The following is a 25,195-nucleotide window of genomic DNA, read 5'->3' on the forward strand; positions in this document are numbered from 1 at the left end:
GTTAACGAGAAAAAAAATGACCGACCAAGCACAAGTAAATCAGCAAGATGAAAACAAATTAATCGCCGAACGTCGCGGTAAATTAGCGAAAATTCGTGAAAACTGTCCGGCTAATGGCCACCCAAACAAGTTTGACCGAAAACACTACGCTGCTGATTTACAAGCTGAGCATGGTGAGAAAGATAAAGAAACACTTGAAGCTGAAACAGCAACCTATAGTATTGCTGGTCGAGTTATGGCTAAGCGTGGGCCATTTTTGGTACTACAAGATATGTCTGGTCGTATCCAAGCTTATGCACATAAAACAGTGCAAAAAGATATTAAAGAGCGTTGGGGCACTTTAGATATCGGCGATATTATCGGTGTTACCGGCACTATGCATATGTCTGGTAAAGGTGATTTATATGTCAATATGGACGAATATCAACTACTCACTAAGTCATTGCGTCCATTACCTGAAAAATTCCACGGTTTATCTGATGTTGAAACTAAGTATCGTCAACGCTATGTTGATTTAATCATCAATGAAGAAACGCGTAATACTTTCCTTATTCGTTCAAAAATTGTTGAAGGTATTCGTCAGTTTTTAACTGTTCGTGGTTTCATGGAAGTTGAAACGCCAATGCTACAAACTATTCCCGGTGGCGCAACGGCTAAACCTTTCGAAACTTTTCATAATGCCTTAGACATTCAAATGTATATGCGTATTGCCCCTGAGCTTTATTTGAAGCGCTTAGTCGTTGGTGGTTTTGAAAAAGTATTCGAAATTAACCGTAACTTCCGTAACGAAGGCTTATCTTCACGTCATAACCCAGAATTCACTATGATTGAATTCTATCAAGCTTATGCCGATTACATTGATTTAATGAATATCACTGAAGATATGTTACGTACTCTTGCTGAAAACGTACTAGGTAGCTCTGTTATTCGTAACACCGTTAAAAATAGTGATGGCGAAGTCGTGGAAGAGAAATTTTATGACTTTGGAAAATCGTTTACGCGCTTATCTATGGTTGATGCTATTTTATTATACGGTAACGACCTAGACGAAAACATTTTACGTAACCCAGAAGCAAACTTCGACGCACTTAAAGCTATGGCCAAAACTGTTGGTGTTAAAGAAACTGAAGCATCAAAAGTATGGGGCCCAGGTAAATACATTTGTGAAATATTTGAAGAAGTTGCTGAGCATATGCTTGATCAACCTACTTTCATTACAGAATACCCTTGGGAAGTTTCACCATTAGCTCGTCGTAATGATGACAATCCATTTATTACTGACCGTTTTGAATTCTTCGTTGGTGGCCGTGAATTAGCTAATGGCTTCTCTGAGCTTAACGACGCAGAAGACCAAGCAGCACGTTTCCGCAACCAAGTTGAAGGTAAAGATGCTGGTGACGATGAAGCGATGCATTATGATGAAGACTATATTCAAGCGCTTGAATATGGTTTACCACCAACTGCTGGTGAAGGTATTGGCATTGACCGTTTAGTGATGTTGTTTACTGACTCACCAACGATCAAAGATGTTATTTTGTTCCCTCATATGCGTCCTTTAGCTGAGTAACCTTTACCAAGAGCGCTTTTAGAAGCGTTCATTAAATTTATAAAAGCCGGATAAGTTAATCACTTATCCGGCTTTTCTGTTTAGAAAGAACGAAGGTGGTATCAAAATGACTGAGTCTTATCCCTTTATCGTCATGCTGAATTTATTTCAGTATCTGTTTTTGTGTTGTTAACGACGAGATCCTGAAACAAGTTCAGGATGACGATGGTGATATCAGGTTGCCGGAGTTGGTATCAGGATGACGATGGTGATATCAGGTTGACGGAGTTGGCATCAGGATGACGATGGTGATATCAGGTTGACGGAGGTGGCATCAGGATGATGACGCCAATATCAAAAGAACAGCTTAGATTCAGACGAACCGTGTCTAGTTATCCCTTTGCAGTCATGCTGAATTTATTTCAGTATCTGCTTTTTGTGTTGTCAACGACGAGATCCTGAAACAAGTTCAGGATGACGATAGAGGCGGTATCAGGACGATGGAGATGGTATCAAAATAACAGCTTAGATTCAGACGAACCGTGTCTAATTATCACTTTGTCGTCATGCTGAATTTATTTCAGTATCTGCTTTTATGTTGTCAAAGACGAGATCCTGAAACAAGTTCAGGATGACGATAGAGGCGGTATCAGGACGACGGAGGTGGTATCAAAATAACAGCTTAGATTCAGACGAACCGTGTCTAATTATCACTTTGTCGTCATGCTGAATTTATTTCAGTATCTGCTTTTTGTGTTGTTAACGACGAGATCCTGAAACAAGTTCAGGATGACGGGGGTGGTATCAGGACGATGGAGGTGGTATCAAAATAACAGCTTAGATTCAGACGAACCGTGTCTAATTATCACTTTGTCGTCATGCTGAATTTATTTCAGTATCTGCTTTTATGTTGTTAACGACGAGATCCTGAAACAAGTTCAGGATGACGGGGGTGGTATCAGGATGATGGAGGTGGTATCAGGACGATGGAGGTGGTATCAAAATAACACTTAGGTTTAGACGAACCGTGTCTAATTATCCCATAGGCGTCATGCTGAATTTATTTCAGTATCTGCTTTTATGTTGTCAACGACGAGATCCTGATACAAGTTCAGGATGACGGAGGCGGTAGTATCAGGATGACGGATACGGTATCTGGTTGACGGAATCCAGATCAGCATAACGGGCTTGTCTTAGGGCAGTTATGCTGAAACTGTCAGTTAAATATCTGTTAAGCCCCAAACGAAGGCAATTACACCTGTGAAGCCAATAAGTATCATATAGGCGGTGCCTATAAACGAATATTTGATAAAGGTCAAAAAATAACCCTGTTTATAGACGCGCTTTTGCATGATAAATAAATATATGGGGATCCAAATTAATAAGGCTTTACTGGCAAATTCAATCGAGCCAGTAAGTAAAGGGAGGACTGTTTTACTATAGCCAGCAAACACATCTAGTAACTCTACCAACAATATAGTAAAGAAAATAAAACTATGGCTGTGCAGGGCAACCGTTAAATGCTCCATATAAAGACGTTTGGAAAATATAAACATTATTTTTAATAAAACAGCAAAAAGAGGTAGTAAAACAAACATTAACTGCGGTAATTTTCCAATAACTTCTTGCACTAATGGCGCAGCATCAGAGCGGAAGGCATTTTCTGCTTTCTTGATCAAAGACTTTGTGAACACATTAAGGTTTTTATTATTCTCGTCACTCAAAAAATCAAAAGACAAGGTACCATCGGCATTGTTGCCTATGGTCGTAGAAGTTTTATCTACCTTATCTAGCTCCTCACCATTTTTAAATTTTGCAATATTTGAGGTTAATAAATCATAACGTTCTTTCTTATTCCCGCTCAGCGTTTGTCCATCTTTAAATTTTATTAACTCTAAATCGACTAGCTTTTTAGTCATATCGATTAACAGTTTGTTTTTTTCAATGCTGTAATCTTTATTAATATCGGTTAAATAGGTTTCAAATTTTGCGATGCTTTTTGTTGTTTCTGACAAATCAACGGTATTGTCCGGTGAAGTATCAATGGCTTTAAGCTTGTTTTTTTCAAGTAAAACAAGCTGATCTTTGATTTGAGTGATTGATGTCTGATTGTCGCTTACCGTGGGAAGAGTATTAATGTCTGAGAGCACAAAAAATTTTAAGGTAATAAAAAAGACAATACTCACAAAAAGGTACAAGCGCAGTGGAGGCACGTAATGGACGCGTTTCCCCGCAATATACTCATTAGTTAAAAAACCAGGACGAGCAACTAATGGCAATATAGTTCGGGCGGCACGAGAATCAAAACTAAAAATATCATCAAGAAGGTGTAATATAACCACCCAAAAATATTTCAATGTTGATTCTGCTTGTTGACCACACTGACCACAAAAAGGACCATTGAGTGGCTGATGACAATTATCACAATTGTTATTTGCTAAACTTCTTATGGTATCAGGCTGTTCAGAGACTGATGACATGATATCAATATCATTATTTTTTTTAACTAACTCGGTATTTTGCATAAAAGTTTCAGAATAAATACAAACAATAGAACAAAATCATAGCATTATGTTTATAAAAGTGTGAATGAAAAGTTATAAATATTTACAAATTAATTGAGTTAACTGCGTGCTGTTTGTATAACTATCTGCTAAATTTACTCTAATAAGAAAAATAGGGTTGAATGTACTATGTTTATTATTATGCAAAAAAGTAAATATTAAACAAAGTGTAGTAATAGAAAAGCCAAATACAGGAGAATTATAATGGCGTTTGAAGTTAAATTTGAATTAACAGAGTCAGACTTAGACCACTTCCGTGATGTAATGCGTAAAGCACAATCAGGAGCTGCAAAACTTAGTGAAGCAGTTATTTTAAGTAACGCTAAGAGTATTAGCCAAGATATTAAAGGAAGTGTTCCAGAATTTGTCAGCGAACGCATTAAAAAACTAGAAACTTTAGTGGCGATGATAGAAGACTCTGAATGGAAAATTCCAGCAGAAGAGCGCAGTGATGTGCTAAGTGCATTGGCTTATTTTAGTGATCCGGAAGATTTAGTACCTGACCATATTCCTGTATTAGGCTTTTTAGACGACGCCATCATGATTGAATTAGTTGCCGAAGAACTGAAAGACGATATCGAAGCATTTTTAGAGTTTTGTGCTTATCGTAGCCGAGAAGAAGGCCGTAGTGGTGATGTTACAGTGACTCGTGAAGAGTGGCTAGATTCTAAACGTCGCGAACTTCATAGTCGTATGAGAAACCGACGCTCAACCCGTCGAAGCGGTCGATCATCATTTCGTTCAGTTTTTTAAACACTACTTTAAAAAAATTGAATTCTAAAAGCTTACTCATTTTTTGAGTAAGCTTTTTTTTTGTGTTGTTTACGATGAGATCCTTAAACAAGTTCAGGATGACGGGTGTGGTATCAGGATGACGATGGAGGCGGTATCAGGATGAAGGAGATGGTATCAAAATAACAGGCTGGGTTAAGACGAATAGTGTCGAGTTATCCCTTTGCCGTCATGCTGAATTTATTTCAGTATCTGTTTTTTGTGTTGTCAACGACGAGATCCTGAAACAAGTTCAGGATGACGGGTGTGGTATCAGGATGACGATGGAGGCGGTATCAGGATGACGATGGAGGCAGTATCAGGATAAAGGAGATGGTATCAAAATAACAGGCTGGGTTAAGACGAATAGTGTCGAGTTATCCCTTTGCCGTCATGCTGATTTAATTTCAGTGTCTGTTTTTTGTGTTGTCAACGACGAGATCCTGAAACAAGTTCAGGATGACGGGTGTGGTATCAGGATGACGATGGAGGCAGTATCAGGATGAAGGAGATGGTATCAAAATAACAGGCTGGGTTAAGACGAACAGTGTCGAGTTATCCCTTTGCCGTCATGCTGAATTTATTTCAGTATCTGTTTTTTGTGTTGTTAACGACGAGATCCTGAAACAAGTTCAGGATGACGGGTGTGGTATCAGGATGACGATGGAGGCGGTATCAGGATGACGATGGAGGCGGTATCAGGATGAAGGAGATGGTATCAAAATAACAGGCTGGGTTAAGACGAACAGTGTCGAGTTATCCCTTTTGCGTCATGCTGAATTTATTTCAGTATCTGTGTTTTTGTGTTGTCAACCACGAGATCCTGAAACAAGTTCAGGATGACGGAGGTGGTATCAGGATCACTGAGGATTATCCCATTGCCGTCATGCTGAATTTATTTCAGTATCTGTTTTTTGTGTTGTTAACGATGAGATCCTGAAACAAGTTCAGGATGACGGAGGCGCGGTATCAGGCTGACTAAGTTGGTATCAGGACGATGGATTTGGTATCAGGATAATTGGAGCCGTCACCCGTGAGTAACGTATATCATTACCACTAAAAATCCAATGAGTACGGTATTTAAAGCAATAATATAAGCAAAACCTTTCACACCTTCTTTTACACTAAAGCCTTTAGCATCTAAATATCGCCACCAAAAAAGGCACATAATAATAGGGAGCAGAAAGAACAGTTTGATCATATTAATTCCTCGGTTTTATTTTTTGTTTCGAAAGGGACCTTTTCGCTCCAAGGAGCAACTTTAAATAACATTAGCATTCCTGGGATCGCGAGGAAAGTACAAAGAAAGTAGAATGATGTCCAACCTATTTGCTCTACAATAAGGCCAGTTGTTGCATTGGCAAAGGTTCGAGGCAAAGCGGTTAGCGCCGTAAAGAGTGCAAATTGCGTTGCAGCAAAAGCGGGGTTGGTTGTTCTTGCTATAAAGGCAGTAAATGCAGCGGTACCTAAACCAACACCTAAGTATTCAAAGCCCATCGCAAAAGCTAGAGCGTAAGTATTATGACCTATTTCTGCTAAAGCGGCAAAGCCTAATATGCTGATGATTTGCACAAAGCCAAACAGCCATAATGCCTTATTTATACTGAGCTTTATCATTACGATGCCGCCAACAGCAAGCCCAATAGTCATCGCAATAAGCGACGCTGTTTTAGCAACCACCCCAATTTCTGTTTTAGTAAAGCCTAGGTCTATAAAAAATGGCGTTTGCAGGGCTGTAGCCATACTGTCGCCTAATTTATATAAAAATAAAAAAATGAGAATTTGTAAGGCACTTTTAAAGCCTTTTCGTGAAATAAAATCTCTAAAAGGCAATACAACAGCATCATGTAATGTTTTAGGAGCAAGATGTTCGCTTTTACTCTCTTTAATACATAAGGTTAGTAAAATACCGATGAGCATAAACGCAGCAACAATAAGAAAAACTGATTGCCAGCTGATATGGTCAGCCAATATAAAAGCTAACGAGCCCGGCACTAAGCCAGATAGACGATAAGCCTGTACATGGATAGAATTACCTAAACCCAGTTCGTGTTCTTGCAATAACTCCCTGCGATAAGCATCGAGAACAATATCTTGGCTTGCACTAAAAAAAGCAACAGCAGCGGCAAGATAAGCGACAGACCAAATATTAATAGTCGGGTCTATAAAACCAAAACCAGCGATAGAGAAGAGTAATAAAATTTGCGTAGCAAACATCCAACTTCGACGTCGACCTAACATTGGAAAAGAATACCTGTCCATCAATGGCGACCAAATAAACTTCCAAACATAAGGAATGCCAATTAATGAGAATAAACCTATCTCAACTAGACTTACTCCTTCTGATCTTAACCAACCAGGTACCAGTTGATATAAAATAAATAACGGCAAGCCCGAAGTGAATCCGGTGAAGATACAAATCAACATTCTTTTATTGAGAATAGCTTCTTTGAATGTTTGTTGAGTGGTCATGCAATTGCCTACAAAAATCTTAGTAAGCATAGGCTATCAAAATGTTATTGAAAACAGAAGTTTATTCTTGAGTTCTGTGAGCAAGTGTCGAGGATTTTACTAACGTTAGCCTAAGGTAACGGACGCCAGCCAATACAGTCAATAGGATAACTGCCAGCACCTGTGAAGAAATCTAAACAAGTCGTTATTTCACTTTTAAAATACAAGTCATGACTCAGTGATTGTGCTCCATGTAAACTCATCTCATGGACTAAGTGCCAAAAAACGCGCTCTTTTGCACTACTTGGGGTTTCATCATTTACCTTGAGCAATGTCCATTCCTCCATGGTATCAAGGATGAATGTGTCGAGTTCGGTATAATGCAATGATTGGTTAATCACAGCTTTAATATAGTAAGCTATTTGTTGTGTTTTTTCGTTGATAAACGGCTCAATTATCATGGCATCCTCAGTTCACTTTCGTATTTAAATCATTCGAGTAGGAAAGTAGCTACCACTTTATTGAAATGGTGAAAATAGTTGTTATTGTTTATTTACTACCTTATATATCGTAGATTAAAAACAGTTTGTCAAAGGTGTAGGTAATTTAATTTTCATTTAATTGTAAGAACGTACAAAAAAGAATGTTTATTATGACATTGTTATAGTCAGAAATATTACCTTCTGACTATAATTTTTAGCTGAAATTTTATTGGATAAATTTATTCTTCTGGTAATAAAGTGGCTTTAATTAAGGTAATAGGTTCTACGGGCACATCGTCCCAGCCCATCGCATCACTATAGTGTGTTTTAGCTAAATTCATAGCATCAACAACTGCCTGACCTTCAACAATAGCGCCAAATACGGTATATCCCCAGCGACGGCCTGGATCTAAACTTTTATTGTTAGCCATATTAAAAAAGAATTGACGATTTGCGGTGTGTGGGCGATTTTCTTTTGCCATAGCAATCGTGCCACGTTCATTTTTTAAACCATTACCTGATTCATTAACAATATTTCCAGTGACTTTTTTAAAATTGAAGTCTTCATCATAACCACCGCCTTGCACAATAAAGTCTGAGACAATACGATGAAAAATCGTGTTGTTGTATTCACCTTTAACCACATACATTAAAAAATTATCAACAGTTAATGGCGCACGAATACGGTCTAATTCAACAATGATGACTCCTTTTGACGTTTCTAATTTCACTTTTGGAAATAAGTTATTGGGATCAATGGCGATATTATTCGCTGATAGAGTGCCAGATAAAAATATAAGTAAAAAAAATAAACCTTTCATTATCATTTCTTCTTTTAAAGGGGCTGTTAAAAATTATTTTATAAAGCGCTGAATTTCAATATTATTAATAACTTGAGATAATAGCTGAGTAAGTTGTTGACTAAAGTCACGCTCTAATACAGCAATATCTGCGCCCAATGGGCCTTCACTGGTTCCGCGAACTTTAAAGGTGTTACTCAACGTTTGTGAACCATTGTTAACCGTTACACGGATCACAAGTTCATTGTTAACTTGATATTTCATCATTTCTTGTTGCACGCTGCTCAAGCCATTATCAATAATTATTTCAATTGCATTACCCGCTTGAGCGTTAATGTCTAAGCCCTGCTTTTTAAATTCAGCGGCTAACGTTTCCTCAATAATACGGTTTAATGGTTGCTGACTAGAATAAACCTCTGCCGCTTCATCTTTTCTTAATACTTGCACAACATGCTGGGCACTCCGCAAATCAGTGACCGTTAAACTCGCTTGTTTATTTTGATAAGCACTTTGGCTAGATGCACTATTATTTATGCTTAAATCTGGAGCAATAACCACGTAAGTGGGTTTGTTGGCACAAGCCGTCAGTACAAGCAGTAAAGTTGTTGCGGCTAATGTTTTAATTTTATTGTTAATGAATATATTTTTCATGATCTGATTAACTCCATTATTTTATTGATGAAAGCGTGACAAATTTATCATTGCTGGCAATGAGTTTTTCATTACCAAAAAGTCGTTTAAGTTTAATATGGTATCCGAGTTGTCGATTACCAATAATACGTAACTCACCACCGTTCTTTAATGCTCTATGGCTATCACGAAACATCTGCCAAGCGATGTGGTCAGTGGTTGCATTTTGTTGGTGAAAAGGAGGATTACACAAAATCAAATCAACACTATTAGGCTCCACGTCGGCTAAGCAGTCATTTATCATGAACTGACATTGTTCGAGTTGCTCAGGTAAGTTTTTACTGATATTAGTCTTAGCAGAATCAACAGCCATATAAGATTCATCAACAAAAGTAACTAATGCCTTGGGTTGCTCGGCCAATACGGCTAAGCCAATCACACCATTGCCGCAACCTAAGTCAATAACATGACTACCTGCTTTGACTTCAGGAAGGTGCTTAATAAAGTGGCGAGCGCCAATATCAAGCTTTTCACGCGCATAAACCCCTGAATGATTACTGATAATAAAAGCGCTATCTTCTAACGGCCAAATTGTTGGAAAAGGTGAAGAGAAAACTTGCTTGTTATTAAGTTGAGAGAAGACTAAACGTGCTTTCTTTACCGCTAAAGACGTTTTTGTTGTCCCTAAATATTTTTCAAATAATTTTAACGTCGAACTATGAATATCTTTGGCTTTATCGCTAGCAATAAAAATAAGCCCTTGATTATATTTAGCTTTAATTGATAATAGTTGATCGATCATTAATGACTTACTTTTAGGTATCTTGTACAACACCACAGTAATATTATCGGGTAGGTCATCCAAACTCGTTATTTGGCTAATATTGTTAAGCGACAAACCGTTTTGCTCAATATTATATTTTAACCCTTGATGGCTTATCCAAGAGTCGGAAACCGTAGTCACATTTGACTGAGTAAAGTTAGCGGTAATAGCGCCAAAACTATCATTGAAAATGAGTAATTTGTGCTGGCTACCCGCTAAATCTTGTTCATTAACATAATTAATTAAATACTCGTCGGCTGAATCCCAAGCAACTAGTGCACGGTTAACTTGACCAACGGGGTAGCGATCTAAAAAAAGGTTCTTGTCATAAACGCCATCTGCGTTAACAATAAAAGGGCTGATCATAATGAAGAGGTTCGATTTTCACCTAGAAGAATGTCAGCTATTGTGACAAAATATAGGGAATTGAGCCAGTGATAGTTGCTTTGAGCGCTTAAAAACTATTTTATAAATAAATGAGATTTTTTTTATCAATAATGGCAACTGTTTACTCGCCATTAATGCCAGTGAAACCACTATAGCCATCCAGACTGATGGCATATTGTGTGTAACAAACTAAAATGACTCCACTATAGAAAAACACATCAGGGATTTAATAATGACCATTGAAGCTGTAATAGAACAAAAACTTCTTTCCGCATTTTCTCCAATACATCTCGATGTTATTAATGAAAGCCATCAACATAATGTTGCACCGGGCAGTGAATCTCATTTTAAAGTGATTATTGTTAGCGACGACTTTATTGGAGAACGCTTAATTAAACGTCACCGAGCCATTAATTGGTTGCTTTCAACAGAGCTTGCCGAAAAAATACATGCGTTAGCGCTTCATACTTATACCAAGGATGAGTGGGACAAGTATTATGCAGATAATACCCCTTTGTCGCCTAAATGCTTAGGTGGTGGTAAAAAATCAGCGTAACTTTAGCAAATAAATTAGGGGGCAAACGCTAGCTAACCATCATTCGCGATTTTATTCCTAATTTATTATACCCTCATAATTGTATTCACTTTTCGTGAAATACTTGTTATTTAACCTTAACTATCTATGTAAAATGAAGAATATTTGCCAACAGCTATGTCACTTAATGGCTAAATTTAGCTAACAAGGTCATTGATAGGGTCACCGATAAACCGAAACAATTATTTCAGGGTTATTATGACTGATGGTGTGATTTATTTTTCTCATTGTGGTGTCGCGATATCACTTTAATGTGGGTTGGATGCGATACAAGAGTTGGTATTGTACTTTCATGCTAGGAGCATTATGTTAGGCGCTGTTTATACGTTAAAAGCTGATGGCCATGTTTGGGCAGATGTTCTTTATTAAAATCGCTAGCGGCTTTAATCCTTTATTTTGAGGAAAATATTCACTGGTCATACCTCGTATTCTTTTTAGTAGCGTAAACTATGCGACAATTTTTAAATTTATGTCGCAATAAATATTGAATAATGACTAAATTGCCGAGTTGTTTGGCGATAAAAATAGTATTAATTAAAAGGTCTTCTTATGGTTATTAAACCTAAAATTCGTGGTTTTATTTGTACAAATGCACACCCAACCGGCTGTGAAGCTCATGTCAATGAGCAGATTTCTTATGTTAAATCTCATCAACAGGCTAATGCCAAGCCAAAAAATGTTTTGGTTATTGGTTCATCTACTGGTTATGGCTTATCGTCACGTATAACCGCTGCATTTGGTAATAATGCTAAAACATTAGGTATTTTCTTTGAGAAACCGCCTACTGAAAAGAAAACAGCCAGTGCGGGTTGGTATAATACTTCGGCGTTTCAAAAGGCCGCTGAGCAAGAGGGCCTTTGGTCTAAGAATATTAATGGTGATGCGTTTTCACATGAAATTAAAGCAAAGGCTATTGAAACGATTAAAGCTGAATTAGGTGAAATTGATCTAATCGTTTACTCACTTGCTTCACCTCGTCGTACTGATCCAGACACCGGTGAAGTTTATTCATCGACGCTTAAACCAATTGGTCAAAGTGTTACCACTAAAAACCTAAACACCTCAAAGCGTGTTATCGATGAAATTTCTGTTGAAGCAGCAAATGAAGCCGAGATACAAGGTACCATTGATGTAATGGGAGGCGCTGACTGGGAATTATGGATTAAGGCATTGAATGAGGCTGGCGTTCTTTCAGAAGGATTTAAATCAGTAGCTTATACATATATTGGTAAAGAATTAACTTGGCCAATATACGGAAAAGCGACCATAGGTAAAGCGAAAGAAGATTTAGACCGTGCTGCATCGGCAATTAATAAAGCGACCGCTAACCTTAAGGGCGAAGCTCATGTTACTTCATTAAATGCGGTCGTTACGCAGGCGAGTTCAGCAATACCCATTATGCCACTTTACATTTCAGCAATGTTTAAAGTGATGAAGGCAGATGGCACTTATGAAGGATGTATCGAACAAATTCAGAACCTATTTGTTGAGAACATCTACAGCGAGACACCTCGCTTAGATGATAATAATCGTTACCGTCAAAATCATAAAGAGCTTGAAGACAGCGTTCAAAAACGCGTGACAGACATTTGGAATACCGTTGATTCTGATAATATTGATGAGTTAACTGACTATGTTGGCTATCATCAAGAGTTTTTAAAGTTATTTGGCTTTAGTGTTGCAGGTGTTGATTACGAAGCTGATGTCAATACAATGGCAGAAATTAAGCATCTCTTATAACGATTAACTTTCATTATTTGCGATTAGCCTCAATAATAAAAAGCCGACATAAAATGTCGGTTTTTTTAGGTCTGACAAAATTTTTGGCTGATAAATGAGCGAAATCAATAATATTCAACTAATTTGTAATTTAAGTAACTGAGATCGTAGATAGCCTTAGAGTTTTTGTGTTAAAATCGCGCTAGAAATTTTAACTTAGAGCCAGTGGGTCTTTTTTATGCTTAAGCAACTTCCTTTGTTGCCAATAATTAAGTACTTACTGAAATACACTGAAATCGATAATTTGCTTTACCTAAATAATATTGATTACAAGTCATCGTAAAATAGTTTGTTTAGGTAAGTAGATGATTGATTTTGATACTCCCATCAAAAGTAGTGCATGTGTTTATGATTACAATAAAAAAAGGTCTGGATGTTCCTGTCGTTGGTTCTCCCCAGCAGGTAATCCATGATGGCAACGCCATCAAAACCGTTGCAACATTAGGTGAAGAGTTTGTGGGTATGCGACCAACCATGTTTGTTAAAGTGGATGATCGTGTTAAAAAAGGTCAGATTCTTTTTGAAGATAAAAAGAACCCTGGCGTTAAATTCACAGCTCATGCTGCCGGTGTTGTTAAAGAAATCAACCGTGGTGAAAAACGTGTTTTGCAATCAGTCGTTATTAAAATTGACGGCGATGAGCAAATTACATTTCCTTCATACACAGCGAATGAACTTAACTCAATAAAACGTCAAGATGTTGTTGATAACCTGATTAATTCAGGTTTGTGGACAGCATTGCGTACACGTCCGTTTAGTCGAGTTCCTGCCGTTGATTCAACGCCAACCGCCATTTTTGTTAGTGTAATGGATACTAATCCGCTAGCCGCTAACCCTGAAGTGATTATTAATGAACAAAGTGAAGCCTTTAAAAATGGCTTGACAATACTTACTCGTTTAACTAGTGGTGAAGTGTTTGTTAGTAAAGCGCCGGGTGCTAATATTCCCGTTGAAGCTAATGTGCAAGTTAACGAATTTGCAGGAAAACATCCTGCTGGTTTAGTTGGCACACATATGCACTTTTTAAAGCCGGTTAGTGCAGAAAAGTCTTCATGGAGCTTAGGCTACCAAGACGTTATTGCTTTTGGACAGTTATTTACTACTGGTGAGTTAAATAACACCCGTATTATTTCACTTGCTGGTCCTGCTGCTAAGAACCCTCGTTTAGTGCGTACTATTTTAGGTGCAAACACTGACGAATTAATTGCTGGTGAATTTACCGACGGTGAATTACGTATTATATCGGGCTCTTTACTTTCAGGAGCAAAAGCAAAAGGTGTTCACGCTTACCTAGGCCGCTACCATGTGCAAATTTCGTTGATTTTAGAAGGTCGCGAAAAAGAGTTTATTGGTTACATGTATCCTGGACCTAATAAATTCTCGGTAACACGTGCATATATGTCTCATTTCTTCCCAAAGAAATTATTCAATATGACCACTACAACTAACGGTAGTCCTCGTGCCATGGTGCCAATTGGTAACTTTGAGCGTGTGATGCCATTAGATATTCTCCCAACAATGTTATTGCGTGATTTATGTGCCGGTGATACCGACAGCGCGCAGCAACTTGGTGCTTTAGAGCTTGATGAAGAAGATTTAGCCTTATGTACATTTGTTTGCCCTGGCAAAACAGATTACGGCGTTATTCTTCGTGAATGCCTAACCACAATAGAGAAGGAAGGTTAGACATGGGCTTGAAAAAGTTTATTGAAGATATTGAACCGCAATTTGAAAAAGGCGGTAAGCTAGAAACGTGGTACGCTTTGTATGAAGCTGTAGCCACCGGTTTATTTACTCCTGGTCAAGTGAACAAAGGTGCTACTCACGTCCGTGACAGCATTGACTTAAAACGCATCATGATAACGGTATGGTTAGCTGTTTTTCCTGCTATGTTTTTTGGTATGTACAACATTGGTTTTCAAGCAGCTGATGCTTTAGCTGCTGGTTATGCTTTACCTGATACTTGGCAAGTAGGCTTGTTCGAATTCCTTGGAGGTAGCTTATCTGCTGACTCGAGTGTCTTCGGTATGATGCTTTATGGCGCCGTGTTCTTCTTACCTATTTATGCGACTACCTTTATTGTTGGTGGCTTTTGGGAAGTTCTCTTTGCTTCAGTGCGCAAGCATGAAGTTAACGAAGGTTTCTTTGTTAGTTCAATTTTGTTTGCCTTGATCTTACCTGCAACAATTCCATTATGGCAAGTTGCTATCGGTATTACTTTTGGTATCGTTATTGCTAAAGAAATCTTTGGTGGTACAGGTAAAAACTTCTTGAACCCTGCGCTAGCGGGTCGTGCATTTCTGTTTTTTGCTTATCCAGGTGAATTATCAGGTGATGCTGTTTGGGTTGCTATTGATGGATATTCAGGTGCGACACCATTAAGTGCTGCTGCTGCAGCAATTCCAGGTTCGGTTGATTTTGCAATCAATACTAACTGGTGGAATGCATTCTTGGGCTTTATCCCGGGTTCTATGGGTGAAGTATCAACAGCTGCTATTTTCCTAGGTGGTGCATACATTCTCTATAAAGGTATTGCTTCGTGGCGTATTGTCTTAAGTGTTTTCGCCGGTATGGTGTTCACTTCATTACTGTTTAACAGTATTGGTAGCGATACTAACGCAATGTTTGCTATGCCATGGTACTGGCATTTAGTCACAGGTGGTTTTGCTTTTGGTCTGATGTTTATGGCTACTGACCCTGTCACTATGTCTTTTACTAATACGGGTAAATACTGGTTTGGTGCATTAGTTGGTGTAATGGTTGTACTCATACGTGTAGTTAACCCGGCATACCCTGAAGGAATTATGTTAGCTATTTTATTCGCTAATTTATTCGCCCCTCTTTTCGACTATTTTGTTGTTCAAGGGAATATCAAACGGAGGCTCGCTCGTAATGTCTAGTAATAAAGAAACTCCAATTAAAACAATCGGCTTTGTGTTTTTAGTTTGTCTGGTTTGTGCTGCGTTAGTCTCTGTTGCTGCGATTAGTTTAAAACCGTTACAACAAGCTAATAAACTACTTGATAAGCAAACTAAAATTCTTGAAGCTTCCGGCTTATTAGAAAAAGCAGGTACTGATATTGTTGGTACTTACAACAAATATGTTGTTGCTAAAATGATTGACCTAGATTCAGGGAAAATTATTGAAGGTAACACTGATATATTTGACGAACGTGCAGACGCTCGTAATGCTGCTAAAAGCTCTAAGCTTACTAACGATACCGCGGGTATTAATCGCCGTGCTAACCGTGCAGTTGTCTACTTAGTTAATAATGAGCAAGGCCAGCTAAATACTTTGGTTTTACCTATTGTTGGTTCAGGGCTGTGGGATTTAATGTACGGTTATATTGGTTTAGCGCCAGATTTAAATACCGTTCGTAGTCTTATTTATTCTGACTTAAAGGAAACTCCAGGTTTAGGCGCTGAAGTGCTTAACCCTAAGTGGAAAGCTTTATGGCCAGGTAAGAAAATTTACAATGATAGCGATGAAGTGGCTATTAAAGTGATTAAAGGTGGTGCTAAAGCCGGTGATGTTCATGGCGTTGACGCATTGTCAGGTGCTACATTAACCAGTAATGGCGTGCAAAACACCTTACATTTTTGGTTAGGTGAGCAAGGTTATGGACCTTTTATTACTAAATACCGCAGTGTTGCTAGCGAAGGAGAGATGAACTAATGTCTTCAGATACTAAAAAAGTACTATTTGGACCTATTGTAGATAACAACCCTATCGCTTTACAGGTACTAGGTGTTTGTTCTGCTCTAGCGGTAACCAGTTCAATGGCAAACGCTTTGGTTATGACCATAGCGGTAATGCTAGTTACTGGCTTTTCTAACTTTTTTATCTCACTTGTGCGTAATCATATTCCATCAAGTGTGCGTATTATTGTGCAAATGGCGATTATAGCGTCATTGGTAATTGTGGTTGACCAAGTGTTAAAAGCCTTCTCTTATCAGTTGTCGAAAGAGTTGTCAGTTTTCATTGGTTTGATCATTACTAACTGTATTGTAATGGGCCGTGCAGAAGCCTTTGCTATGAAAGAAAAGCCGGGCGTTAGCTTTTTAGATGGTATTGGTAACGGTTTAGGTTACGGCGCAGTTTTGATGGTTGTTGCTTTTTTCCGTGAATTATTTGGTTTTGGTGAGATCTTTGGTATTGAAGTATTTAAATTAGTTCAAAACGATGGTTGGTACCAAGGTAATGGCTTATTAGTCTTACCATTTAGTTCATTCTTCATTATTGGTTTAATCATCTGGGCTGTACGCCAGTGGAAACCAGAACAAGTAGAGAAGGATTAGCCCCATGGAACATTATTTAAGTATTTTTATTAAAACCATATTTATTGAGAATATGGCGTTAAGCTTCTTCTTGGGTATGTGTACTTTCTTAGCTGTGTCTAAGAAAGTAAGTACAGCCATTGGTCTAGGTGTTGCGGTTGTGGTGGTATTAGGTTTAGCGGTTCCAGCTAACCAAATTATTTACCAAGCTATTTTAGCGCCAGGTGCTTTAGACAGCATGATGGGTATTACTGCTCAGAAAGATTCAATTGATTTAAGCTTTTTATCCTTTATTACCTTTATCGGTGTTATTGCTGCTTTAGTACAAATTTTGGAAATGATTTTAGATAAATATTTTCCTGCTTTGTATCAAGCATTAGGTATATTTTTACCTTTAATCACTGTTAACTGTGCAATTTTTGGTGCGGTATCTTTCATGGTAGCGAAAAACTTAACCTTGGGTGAAAGTGTTGTTTATGGCATTGGCTCTGGTGTGGGTTGGATGTTAGCTATTGTGTTGTTGGCTGCTATACGTGAAAAGATGAAATATTCTGACGTACCAGACGGTTTGAAAGGTTTAGGTATCACGTTTATCTCCGCTGGATTGATGGCTTTTGGCTTTCTTTCTTTTGGTGGTATTTCACTTTAAAAAATATCGGTCTAAGTCACTTATTACCAAAATAATTTGAACTTAGGCCCTAGATAATTTAAGGAAAAGTCGATGGAAATCATTCTCGGCATATCGATGTTTACCGCGATAGTGCTAGCATTAGTTTTAGTCATTTTGTTTGCTAAATCTAAGTTAGTCTCTTCAGGTGACGTAACAATTAGTATAAATGGTGACCCAAATAAATCAGTAGTAACCGCTGCTGGTGGCAAGCTTCTTGGCGCTTTAGCAGACCAAGGGATTTTTATTCCTTCTGCTTGTGGTGGTGGTGGTACTTGTGGTCAATGTCGTGTTGACGTGCATTCAGGTGGTGGCGACATTTTACCAACTGAAACCGGTCATATCACTAAGCGTGAAGCTAAAACAGGTTGTCGTTTAGCCTGTCAGGTTGCCGTTAAGCAAGACATGGTTATTGAAGTAGAAGATGAAATTTTTGGTGTTCAACAATGGGAATGTGAAGTTATCTCTAACGATAACCAAGCAACTTTCATTAAAGAACTTAAACTTCAAATACCCAATGGGGAATCTGTTCCGTTTAAAGCCGGTGGTTATATTCAGATAGAAGCTCCAGCTCATCATGTGAAATATAGTGATTTTGATATTGATGATCAGTACAAAGGCGATTGGAACCATTTTGGCTTTTTTGATGTTGAATCAAAAGTTAATGAACCAACGTTACGTGCTTACTCAATGGCTAATTATCCAGAGGAAGAAGGCATTATTATGCTTAACGTGCGTATTGCTACGCCTCCTCCAGGACGTTTACATTTACCAGCAGGTAAAATGTCATCTTATATCTTTAGCCTTAAGCCTGGCGATAAAGTTACTATTTCTGGTCCGTTTGGCGAGTTTTTTGCCAAAGAAACAGATAATGAAATGGTGTTTATCGGTGGTGGTGCTGGTATGGCGCCAATGCGTTCACACATCTTTGATCAACTTAAACGTTTACAATCTAAACGTAAAATGTCGTTCTGGTATGGCGCTCGCTCTAAACGTGAAATGTTCTATGAAGATGATTACAATGGTTTAGCCGCTGATAATGATAACTTCAAATGGCATGTTGCGTTATCAGACCCACAAGCTGAAGATAACTGGGAAGGCATGACAGGTTTTATTCATAATGTACTTTATGAAAACTACTTAAAAGATCATGAAGCACCAGAAGATTGTGAGTACTACATGTGTGGTCCTCCAATGATGAATGCTGCCGTTATTCATATGCTTAAAGATTTAGGCGTAGAAGACGAAAACATCATGTTAGATGACTTCGGCGGCTAATCGTTTATTTTAACTTGCCTATTGGCTTTATTTCGTCGTCGGCTGTGCTCACTGACTAACGTCAACTCCGCGCAGCCTTCTCGAACTAAAGGCAATATACAGCGTTTAAATTAAACATTTACTCAATGAATGAAAGCTTCAAATAAAAGACGACTCTTGTCGTCTTTTATTATTTATATAAGGCGTTTTTCCTAGACGCTTTACCTAAATAATAAATTTATAGGTATCAAAATGATTAAAGTAAAAGTATTGATGATCAGTTTTATGCTGGTGTTTTTAGCCGGTTGCTTTCCAAGTAGTGATTTAAGTAAGCAAGAAGTCTTGTTGCAAGGTCGTACTATGGGGACTACGTATAATATTAAAGTGGTCATCGAGAATAATGCGATTGATACTAAACAAGTCCATACAGGCATTGATGCACTATTGGTGCAATTAAATCAAGAAATGTCGACCTATATCGTTGATTCTGAATTATCACGATTTAACACATCGACATCCCTTACGCCTGTCGAAATATCTGTTGGGTTACAACGTGTTATTAAAGAAGCGATTCGCTTGGGGCAATTAAGTGAAGGCAATCTTGATATTACAGTCGGGCCTTTAGTCAACCTTTGGGGATTTGGCCCAGAATATCGTCCAAATACTATACCAACGGCGGAGGATTTACTGTTAGCGCGCCAACAAATAGGCTTGTCAAAGCTGGTGTTAAACGGTAATAAACTTTCTAAAAAAACGCCTAGCCTTTATGTGGATTTATCAACCATTGCCAAAGGTTATGGGGTCGATTTAGTCGCAGAATATTTAGAAGAAAAGGGCATTAATAATTACCTAATAGAAATTGGTGGAGAAATGCGTTTAAAAGGTTTTAAACACACCGGTGAACTTTGGCATGTCGCGATAGAAAAGCCTATTCAGGATGCAAGTGGTGAGCATCGCTCTGTTTATCAAGTGATCATTCCAAAAGACAATGCAGTGGCAACATCAGGCGATTATCGTAATTATCACCAAGCCAAAGATGGTCAACGTTTTTCACATATTATTGATCCAGCGACGGGCAAACCCATTAATCATAAGTTAGTCTCAGTAACGGTCATTCATCCGTCTTCTATGACCGCAGACGGTCTGTCTACCGCGATGATGGTTATGGGTGAAGTAAAAGCGATCGACTTTGCAGAGAAAAATGGTATAGCTGCTTACATTATTGCTAAGACAGAGCATGGCTTTGTTGAGCAAAGCACGGTAAAATTCATGCAGTATTTAAAGTAACTGGTTAAAGCGAGTTACTGTTTATTCATCTTAATAGATAAAGAAAATAAGTAGGTTAGTTTATGATGATATTTATGATCACTTTAGGTTTTTTCCTTGTAGTTGTTGTTGCTATGTCGGTTGGCTATATCTTTCAGCAAAAGTCGTTAGCAGGCAGTTGCGGCGGATTAGCAACAGTGGGTATTGATAAGTCGTGTAATTGCGATAACCCTTGTGAGAAACGCCAAGAGCGCGAACGTATTGCTGCGGCTAAAGAGCAGATGATTGATATTAAAATTATCTAGCTGAGTAACACTTTTATCCTAGCTTGAGAAAAATAATCAGTATCTGCTAACTGTGGATACTGTTTAACACTAATGATTTTAATAAAATTGGTTATTAATTTACAACCCCAATAACTTGCTAAGCCACACTTAACTTATTCATAATAAGAATTACCATCCCCTCCAATGCTACATTTCGCCGACGATTAAAAATTATATGATTAACAAGCTCGATTGCATACTTGCAGGTATGCGCAGCTAATAAACGACTACAAGTATCGACAAAGCTTACCTGAATATTCATCTTCTAAGTCATTGTTACCCAGGGTGATGAGCGCTTTTGCAGTACTCAACTATAAACTTATATAAGCATTACTATATAGGTTAAATCACTGCGTAATTTAGGTGATAGCTAGCATGTGTAAACGTCTTAAAGAAGTGCTTAGTTATTACTTAGTAGCGATTATGATGGGTGAAACACTAATAGCAAGATTGTTGGAAAGTGGTAAATCATTGTAGTCAGAAGATGTGTCTATGCGCGTTATTGTTATTAGAAATTAACAGCGAACTGTTTAATACCATAGCTTAATCCTCATAGGATAGAATTAGGCGACTTAGATAAAAATCGTCTTCTCTTACTAGGCTCGATAGTGTCAAATGTTTGTACTTTTTAATTCTTGCCGATTTTTTGTGATAAATACGGTAAATTGTTATTGTGATCGGCTTACCTAGCCAAATTAAATTCACCTCTATTCTTGTATCCTACATCGTCGATTTACTGTTCAAGCCCGCGTATACACTGGATCCTATTAACTATACATACAGATGTTAGTTTATTTTTTCATGACCACTTCCCTTACTGGGCATAATTTTTGCTTTATTATTTTTTATATAAGCTAGTATCTAGATAACACATTATTTTTAATGATATTTCTTACTGATGTTATTTCATTACAAATTAATTTATAGTAGATTTACTACATAGAAAGTAAATGATTATTTCTTTCAATTCATTGCATATCACAAGTGTTACTAAAAGAAATTAAAGCAGATATGACTACAGATTTTTTAAAGTACCAAAAGATAATTGAACAGTTTCGTGGGAAGGTTTTAAAGAACGATTTTGAAACAAATTTTTCTGCGATGACTCAACATATCCCCAAAACAGAGCGCTTTTTGCTTAAAATGGAGCTCAAGCGTTTAGCTGTTGCATGTACGCGTCTAATCGATTTGCGTGGTCATGTTGATGGTGAATGTCGATCTTTTGAGCATGATGGACGCGTTCACTATCTTGATGATATTGCGATTAAAGTTTATCAAGAAAATATAGGTTTTTATCAGGGATATACTTTTGGTGTTTACGAAGCAGTAATGAACACTGAAAATAACTTTCGGGTTATATATCAAAAAGAAAAAAGTAACATGGGTAAACCGGTACAAGTTGAGACGACTAAAGCCAGTAAGACCTTTGAAAAAACGCAGTACCCAGCAAGTTTGTTTACTTTTGGTCCGTATCATAATCGTAGTGAAGAGCGAATGAATTTCGCTATTACCTTAGACATACTGCTTGAAAGCGATAATAATGAATACGAGTGTACGAGTTCAGATATCAGTGTTGAAGGGTGTAAGTTTCGCTTTAATTTTAAAAACATAATTACGGTTGGACAACATATAAGTATTCGGTTTCGTGGTCTCGAAGACGAATTTCAATTTGGTAAAGAAAAAAGTTTTAATTTTGAAGTTAAAAATATACAAAAAATTGATAAAACTCAGTTAATTGGCTGTCAGAGAGTTTACTCGAAAGATAAACGCGTTGACGGTTTTCAAACTTTTCTCCAGGGCTTCATCCAAGGCAATAAACGCCGTTATAAAGTTAACCTAGACAATACTATTCATGCTATTCAATCACGTAGCTTTGAGCAATATAGTTTACCTAAATTAAATGAATTACCAATTTTTGTAGAAGATAACAAAGGTGAACTTTTACCTAGATACGCGCTCACCTGTCATAATAACCAAGCCACTTTTCAATATTGGCAAGATGAAAATCGCCACTCAACCTTATATTGTCTGATAACACCTGAACGCTTGCTCAGAATGAGAAAAGCTCATGCATTAGGTAAGTCATTATTAGTCTATAGTTTCGTGCACAAAAGCCAAGGTAAATCATTTTTTTATACGGCAGATGTGGAGCAATTAAATAATGATAGTGATTTTAAGGTACAATTTTTAGGATTTGCTGCGTCAAAGCCGAGCTTTGCTATTACTCAACTATCGATTATGGACGTTGATATTGATAAAGCGCATTCGCCGTTAACGTTATCGAATACGCTAACAAAAAAGAATGAATACTTAAATCTCCCTATCCCTAGTGATGCAATAGAAACCCTTCATAATCTGCAAAGTATCGTAGTCGCTAGTGATGTAACCAACCCAGCATCAACTAAGCAGTATCAACAACTATCATTTGAAAACATTGATACAATTCGGTTAAAAAACTTTGGTCATAAACGACTTACATCACCGCTGTTGATGGATGAAGTGGGCATTAATTATAAAAATCAACGACAAGAGTCAAGATTTAAATATGTTACTCCTGTTGAACTTGAAATTGCAGGTGTTCGTTGCTCGGGTAAATCGCATGATTTTTCCATTTTAGGTTTAAAACTAGAACTTGATAAACCCTCGGTATTAAACAAAGGAGACGTTGTCTATTTAACTTTTCCTGGCTTGCAAAAAATCACCTCAGCCTTTGATTTAAAAGGTTTGCCTTATGAAGTTATGCGAGTTAATAAAACGAAAAACATACTTAACTTACGGGTTTATGTTGAAAAGCATCAACACATGGGAAGAGCATTCTTTAAAGCATTAATTACAAAAAATCGTGACAAGTTAACCCCAGACGAATATGCCTTAATGATACCTGGCCTTGCTAAGGCATTAAGAAATATTTACAGTAGAAGTTTAACTATTCCAACATTAATGGTGCAAACCAGTGGCAGTCGCTATAAATTAGAAGCTATCGTTTGTGGTACTGTTAAAGATAAGTTATTGCCGGTTATGAAACAGTTAAGTGATTCGCCATCGCAGTATAACCTATACCCATTACTCAATAATTTACAAGCAACTAGTACCTTAACCTTACCACTGAAGAAAATGCAAACCGATGATACTCCGGTGCTTGAGACATTATATATTGCTGTAAATTTAGATAATGAAATCATTGATCAAGCGGTTACGACCAAAACAGCAAGCGAATTAGAGTCGCCGATGTTGCAGCGAATGTTTATATCGCGAGCATTAAATCGTGGTTTATTCTTTTGTGTACAGGTTAGATTATCTCGAACTGATGATCCCGACATGGACCATCTTAACCCAGAATTAAGCTACATCAGTTCCTATGCTATTCATCGTGGTAAACAAATAGAGCAAGATATTTGGAGTGTTGCTGGCGTTATGCAGTTTCTTGATATTACTCAAGAAACTTTAGTTCGTCATGAGCTATTAAGTGCTGTTATTTAAAGGGCTCTACGCTAGCCAGTGTAAAAGACAATCAAGACCATCGGCATTAATGGCACTGTCTGCCTTTGCTAAAACTAGTGGCTTAGCATGAAATGCTACGCCCAAATGTGCCGCCGCCATCATGACTAAATCATTGGCACCATCACCCATAGCGACGGTTTGTTCCTTAGCTAAGTGATATTGATTTTGTAAAGCGATTAAACAATCTGCTTTTACCTGTGCATCAACAACATCCCCTAAAACTTTACCCGTTAACTTGCCATCAATAATTTCTAAAGTATTAGCATGTGCGACATCAAGTGCCAGTAAATCTTTTAAGTGATCGGCAAAGTAAGTAAAGCCACCTGAGGCAATCGCAACTTTCCAACCATGGGATTTTAATGTACTAACAAGTATCTCTAAACCAGCCATTAACGGGATATTCTCGGCAACCTCAGCCAAGATGCTTTCTGAGGAACCTTTTAAGGTGGCGACCCGTTGGTGCAAGCTTTGTGCGAAATCAAGTTCACCAAGCATAGCAAGTTCAGTAACGGCCGCCACTTGTTCTCCAACACCTGCAAGTATTGCAATCTCATCGATACATTCAATTTCTATGGTCGTGGAGTCCATATCCATAACCAAAATACCTGGCTCTGATAATTTTGGCGCGTTTTCAATCAGTGCTGCTTCGATTTTATTGCTAAGGGTAAAGTTGACTAAGCTTTCTCTTGCCATTTTTAAGTTTGCACAGGTAACGTTAAAGCGATAGCTGGTAAGATTATTTCTTAGGTTGATAGCATTTATCGCACAAATTGATAGTTGGCATTGACTGATTAAATTACTGAGCATACTAAGACTAATTTCACTGAAAACTACAAGCTCTAAGGGTGTTTTAGCGTGTCTCTTCTCGGCTAAACACGTTTGACCACCTTGTTGTTGGGTAAGGCGCTGATCAACGCACCAGTCACTACCTTCGAAAGTGGTAAAGCAAGGTAAACATTTTTCTGATGTTGTTGAAGAAATAAACTCAGCTAAAGTAAGTTGTTGAATATGCTCAAGGGAAAAACGTTTAATAGCAATGGACACAGTACCGCCTTTTATGTGAATGTTAGTTT

Annotated in this window: 21 protein-coding genes; 13 read left to right on the plus strand and 8 right to left on the minus strand. The window is 37.8% G+C overall.

The annotated features are described in order from the left end of the window. The first annotated feature begins 16 nt into the window (after positions 1 to 16). Positions 17 to 1,567, plus strand: a complete 1,551-nt coding sequence (gene lysS, locus A3Q34_RS14520) for a lysine--tRNA ligase (RefSeq protein ID WP_070377186.1) — start codon at positions 17 to 19, stop codon at positions 1,565 to 1,567. Between the two features lie 1,199 nt (positions 1,568 to 2,766). Here lysS and A3Q34_RS14525 read toward each other — a convergent pair. Then, positions 2,767 to 4,071 (minus strand): DUF3667 domain-containing protein, encoded by a 1,305-nt coding sequence (locus A3Q34_RS14525; RefSeq protein ID WP_070376005.1) that lies wholly within the window; start codon positions 4,069 to 4,071, stop codon positions 2,767 to 2,769. 243 nt (positions 4,072 to 4,314) lie between these two features. Between A3Q34_RS14525 and A3Q34_RS14530 the strand changes: the two genes are divergently transcribed. Then, positions 4,315 to 4,863, plus strand: coding sequence for a YkvA family protein (locus A3Q34_RS14530; RefSeq protein ID WP_070376006.1), 549 nt, complete (start codon positions 4,315 to 4,317; stop codon positions 4,861 to 4,863). A gap of 1,045 nt (positions 4,864 to 5,908) precedes the next feature. Here the strand turns inward: A3Q34_RS14530 and A3Q34_RS20695 are convergent. The 6 genes from A3Q34_RS20695 to A3Q34_RS14555 form a co-directional block, all read right to left on the minus strand. Further along, a complete protein-coding gene (locus A3Q34_RS20695) occupies positions 5,909 to 6,082 on the minus strand; it encodes a hypothetical protein (RefSeq protein ID WP_170246384.1) in 174 nt (57 codons plus the stop codon). Next, positions 6,079 to 7,353, minus strand: coding sequence for an AmpG family muropeptide MFS transporter (locus A3Q34_RS14535; protein ID WP_070376007.1), 1,275 nt, complete (start codon positions 7,351 to 7,353; stop codon positions 6,079 to 6,081). Before A3Q34_RS14535 ends, A3Q34_RS20695 begins: the two co-directional genes overlap by 4 nt. A 110-nt stretch (positions 7,354 to 7,463) precedes the next feature. Continuing rightward, on the minus strand, positions 7,464 to 7,793 hold the full coding sequence (locus A3Q34_RS14540; protein WP_083278033.1) for a hypothetical protein: 330 nt from the start codon (positions 7,791 to 7,793) through the stop codon (positions 7,464 to 7,466). 260 nt (positions 7,794 to 8,053) lie between these two features. After that, a complete protein-coding gene (locus A3Q34_RS14545; protein ID WP_070376008.1) occupies positions 8,054 to 8,635 on the minus strand; it encodes a peptidylprolyl isomerase in 582 nt (193 codons plus the stop codon). 33 nt (positions 8,636 to 8,668) lie between these two features. Then, positions 8,669 to 9,265 (minus strand): YajG family lipoprotein, encoded by a 597-nt coding sequence (locus A3Q34_RS14550; RefSeq protein ID WP_070376009.1) that lies wholly within the window; start codon positions 9,263 to 9,265, stop codon positions 8,669 to 8,671. Positions 9,266 to 9,281: 16 nt separating this feature from the next. Then, positions 9,282 to 10,433 (minus strand): methyltransferase, encoded by a 1,152-nt coding sequence (locus A3Q34_RS14555; RefSeq protein WP_070376010.1) that lies wholly within the window; start codon positions 10,431 to 10,433, stop codon positions 9,282 to 9,284. A gap of 253 nt (positions 10,434 to 10,686) precedes the next feature. On the opposite strand from A3Q34_RS14555, the gene A3Q34_RS14560 reads away from it, so the two are divergent. From A3Q34_RS14560 to A3Q34_RS14610, 11 genes are all read left to right on the plus strand, one after another. Further along, positions 10,687 to 11,010, plus strand: coding sequence for a BolA/IbaG family iron-sulfur metabolism protein (locus A3Q34_RS14560; RefSeq protein ID WP_070376011.1), 324 nt, complete (start codon positions 10,687 to 10,689; stop codon positions 11,008 to 11,010). A 588-nt stretch (positions 11,011 to 11,598) separates the two neighbouring features. After that, the gene (gene fabV, locus A3Q34_RS14565) at positions 11,599 to 12,789 is read left to right on the plus strand and encodes an enoyl-ACP reductase FabV (protein WP_070376012.1); all 1,191 of its coding nucleotides are present in this window, start codon (positions 11,599 to 11,601) and stop codon (positions 12,787 to 12,789) included. 387 nt (positions 12,790 to 13,176) lie between these two features. Next, positions 13,177 to 14,514 (plus strand): Na(+)-translocating NADH-quinone reductase subunit A, encoded by a 1,338-nt coding sequence (locus A3Q34_RS14570; protein WP_070376013.1) that lies wholly within the window; start codon positions 13,177 to 13,179, stop codon positions 14,512 to 14,514. A 2-nt stretch (positions 14,515 to 14,516) separates the two neighbouring features. Continuing rightward, the gene (locus A3Q34_RS14575; RefSeq protein ID WP_070376014.1) at positions 14,517 to 15,728 is read left to right on the plus strand and encodes an NADH:ubiquinone reductase (Na(+)-transporting) subunit B; all 1,212 of its coding nucleotides are present in this window, start codon (positions 14,517 to 14,519) and stop codon (positions 15,726 to 15,728) included. Further along, positions 15,721 to 16,503, plus strand: coding sequence for a Na(+)-translocating NADH-quinone reductase subunit C (locus A3Q34_RS14580; protein ID WP_070376015.1), 783 nt, complete (start codon positions 15,721 to 15,723; stop codon positions 16,501 to 16,503). The genes A3Q34_RS14575 and A3Q34_RS14580 overlap by 8 nt, the downstream gene beginning before the upstream one ends. Continuing rightward, positions 16,503 to 17,126 (plus strand): NADH:ubiquinone reductase (Na(+)-transporting) subunit D, encoded by a 624-nt coding sequence (locus A3Q34_RS14585; protein ID WP_070376016.1) that lies wholly within the window; start codon positions 16,503 to 16,505, stop codon positions 17,124 to 17,126. Before A3Q34_RS14580 ends, A3Q34_RS14585 begins: the two co-directional genes overlap by 1 nt. A gap of 4 nt (positions 17,127 to 17,130) precedes the next feature. Then, complete coding sequence (gene nqrE / locus A3Q34_RS14590) at positions 17,131 to 17,754, plus strand: NADH:ubiquinone reductase (Na(+)-transporting) subunit E (protein ID WP_070376017.1); 624 nt, start codon at positions 17,131 to 17,133, stop codon at positions 17,752 to 17,754. A gap of 72 nt (positions 17,755 to 17,826) precedes the next feature. Next, positions 17,827 to 19,050 carry an NADH:ubiquinone reductase (Na(+)-transporting) subunit F gene (gene nqrF / locus A3Q34_RS14595; RefSeq protein ID WP_070376018.1) on the plus strand — a complete coding sequence of 408 codons (1,224 nt, stop codon included), beginning with the start codon at positions 17,827 to 17,829 and terminating at the stop codon, positions 19,048 to 19,050. 231 nt (positions 19,051 to 19,281) lie between these two features. Then, complete coding sequence (locus tag A3Q34_RS14600; RefSeq protein WP_070376019.1) at positions 19,282 to 20,316, plus strand: FAD:protein FMN transferase; 1,035 nt, start codon at positions 19,282 to 19,284, stop codon at positions 20,314 to 20,316. A gap of 62 nt (positions 20,317 to 20,378) precedes the next feature. Next, positions 20,379 to 20,600, plus strand: a complete 222-nt coding sequence (gene nqrM, locus A3Q34_RS14605) for a (Na+)-NQR maturation NqrM (protein WP_070376020.1) — start codon at positions 20,379 to 20,381, stop codon at positions 20,598 to 20,600. Positions 20,601 to 21,632: 1,032 nt separating this feature from the next. Further along, positions 21,633 to 24,101, plus strand: a complete 2,469-nt coding sequence (locus tag A3Q34_RS14610; RefSeq protein WP_070377188.1) for a PilZ domain-containing protein — start codon at positions 21,633 to 21,635, stop codon at positions 24,099 to 24,101. 6 nt (positions 24,102 to 24,107) lie between these two features. Here A3Q34_RS14610 and serB read toward each other — a convergent pair whose 3' ends face one another. Beyond that, entirely contained in the window at positions 24,108 to 25,166 is a 1,059-nt protein-coding gene (serB, locus tag A3Q34_RS14615) for a phosphoserine phosphatase SerB (protein ID WP_231907365.1), read from the minus strand. Between the last annotated feature and the right edge of the window lie 29 nt (positions 25,167 to 25,195).

Source organism: Colwellia sp. PAMC 20917 (genome assembly GCF_001767295.1).
Classification (GTDB): domain Bacteria; phylum Pseudomonadota; class Gammaproteobacteria; order Enterobacterales; family Alteromonadaceae; genus Colwellia_A.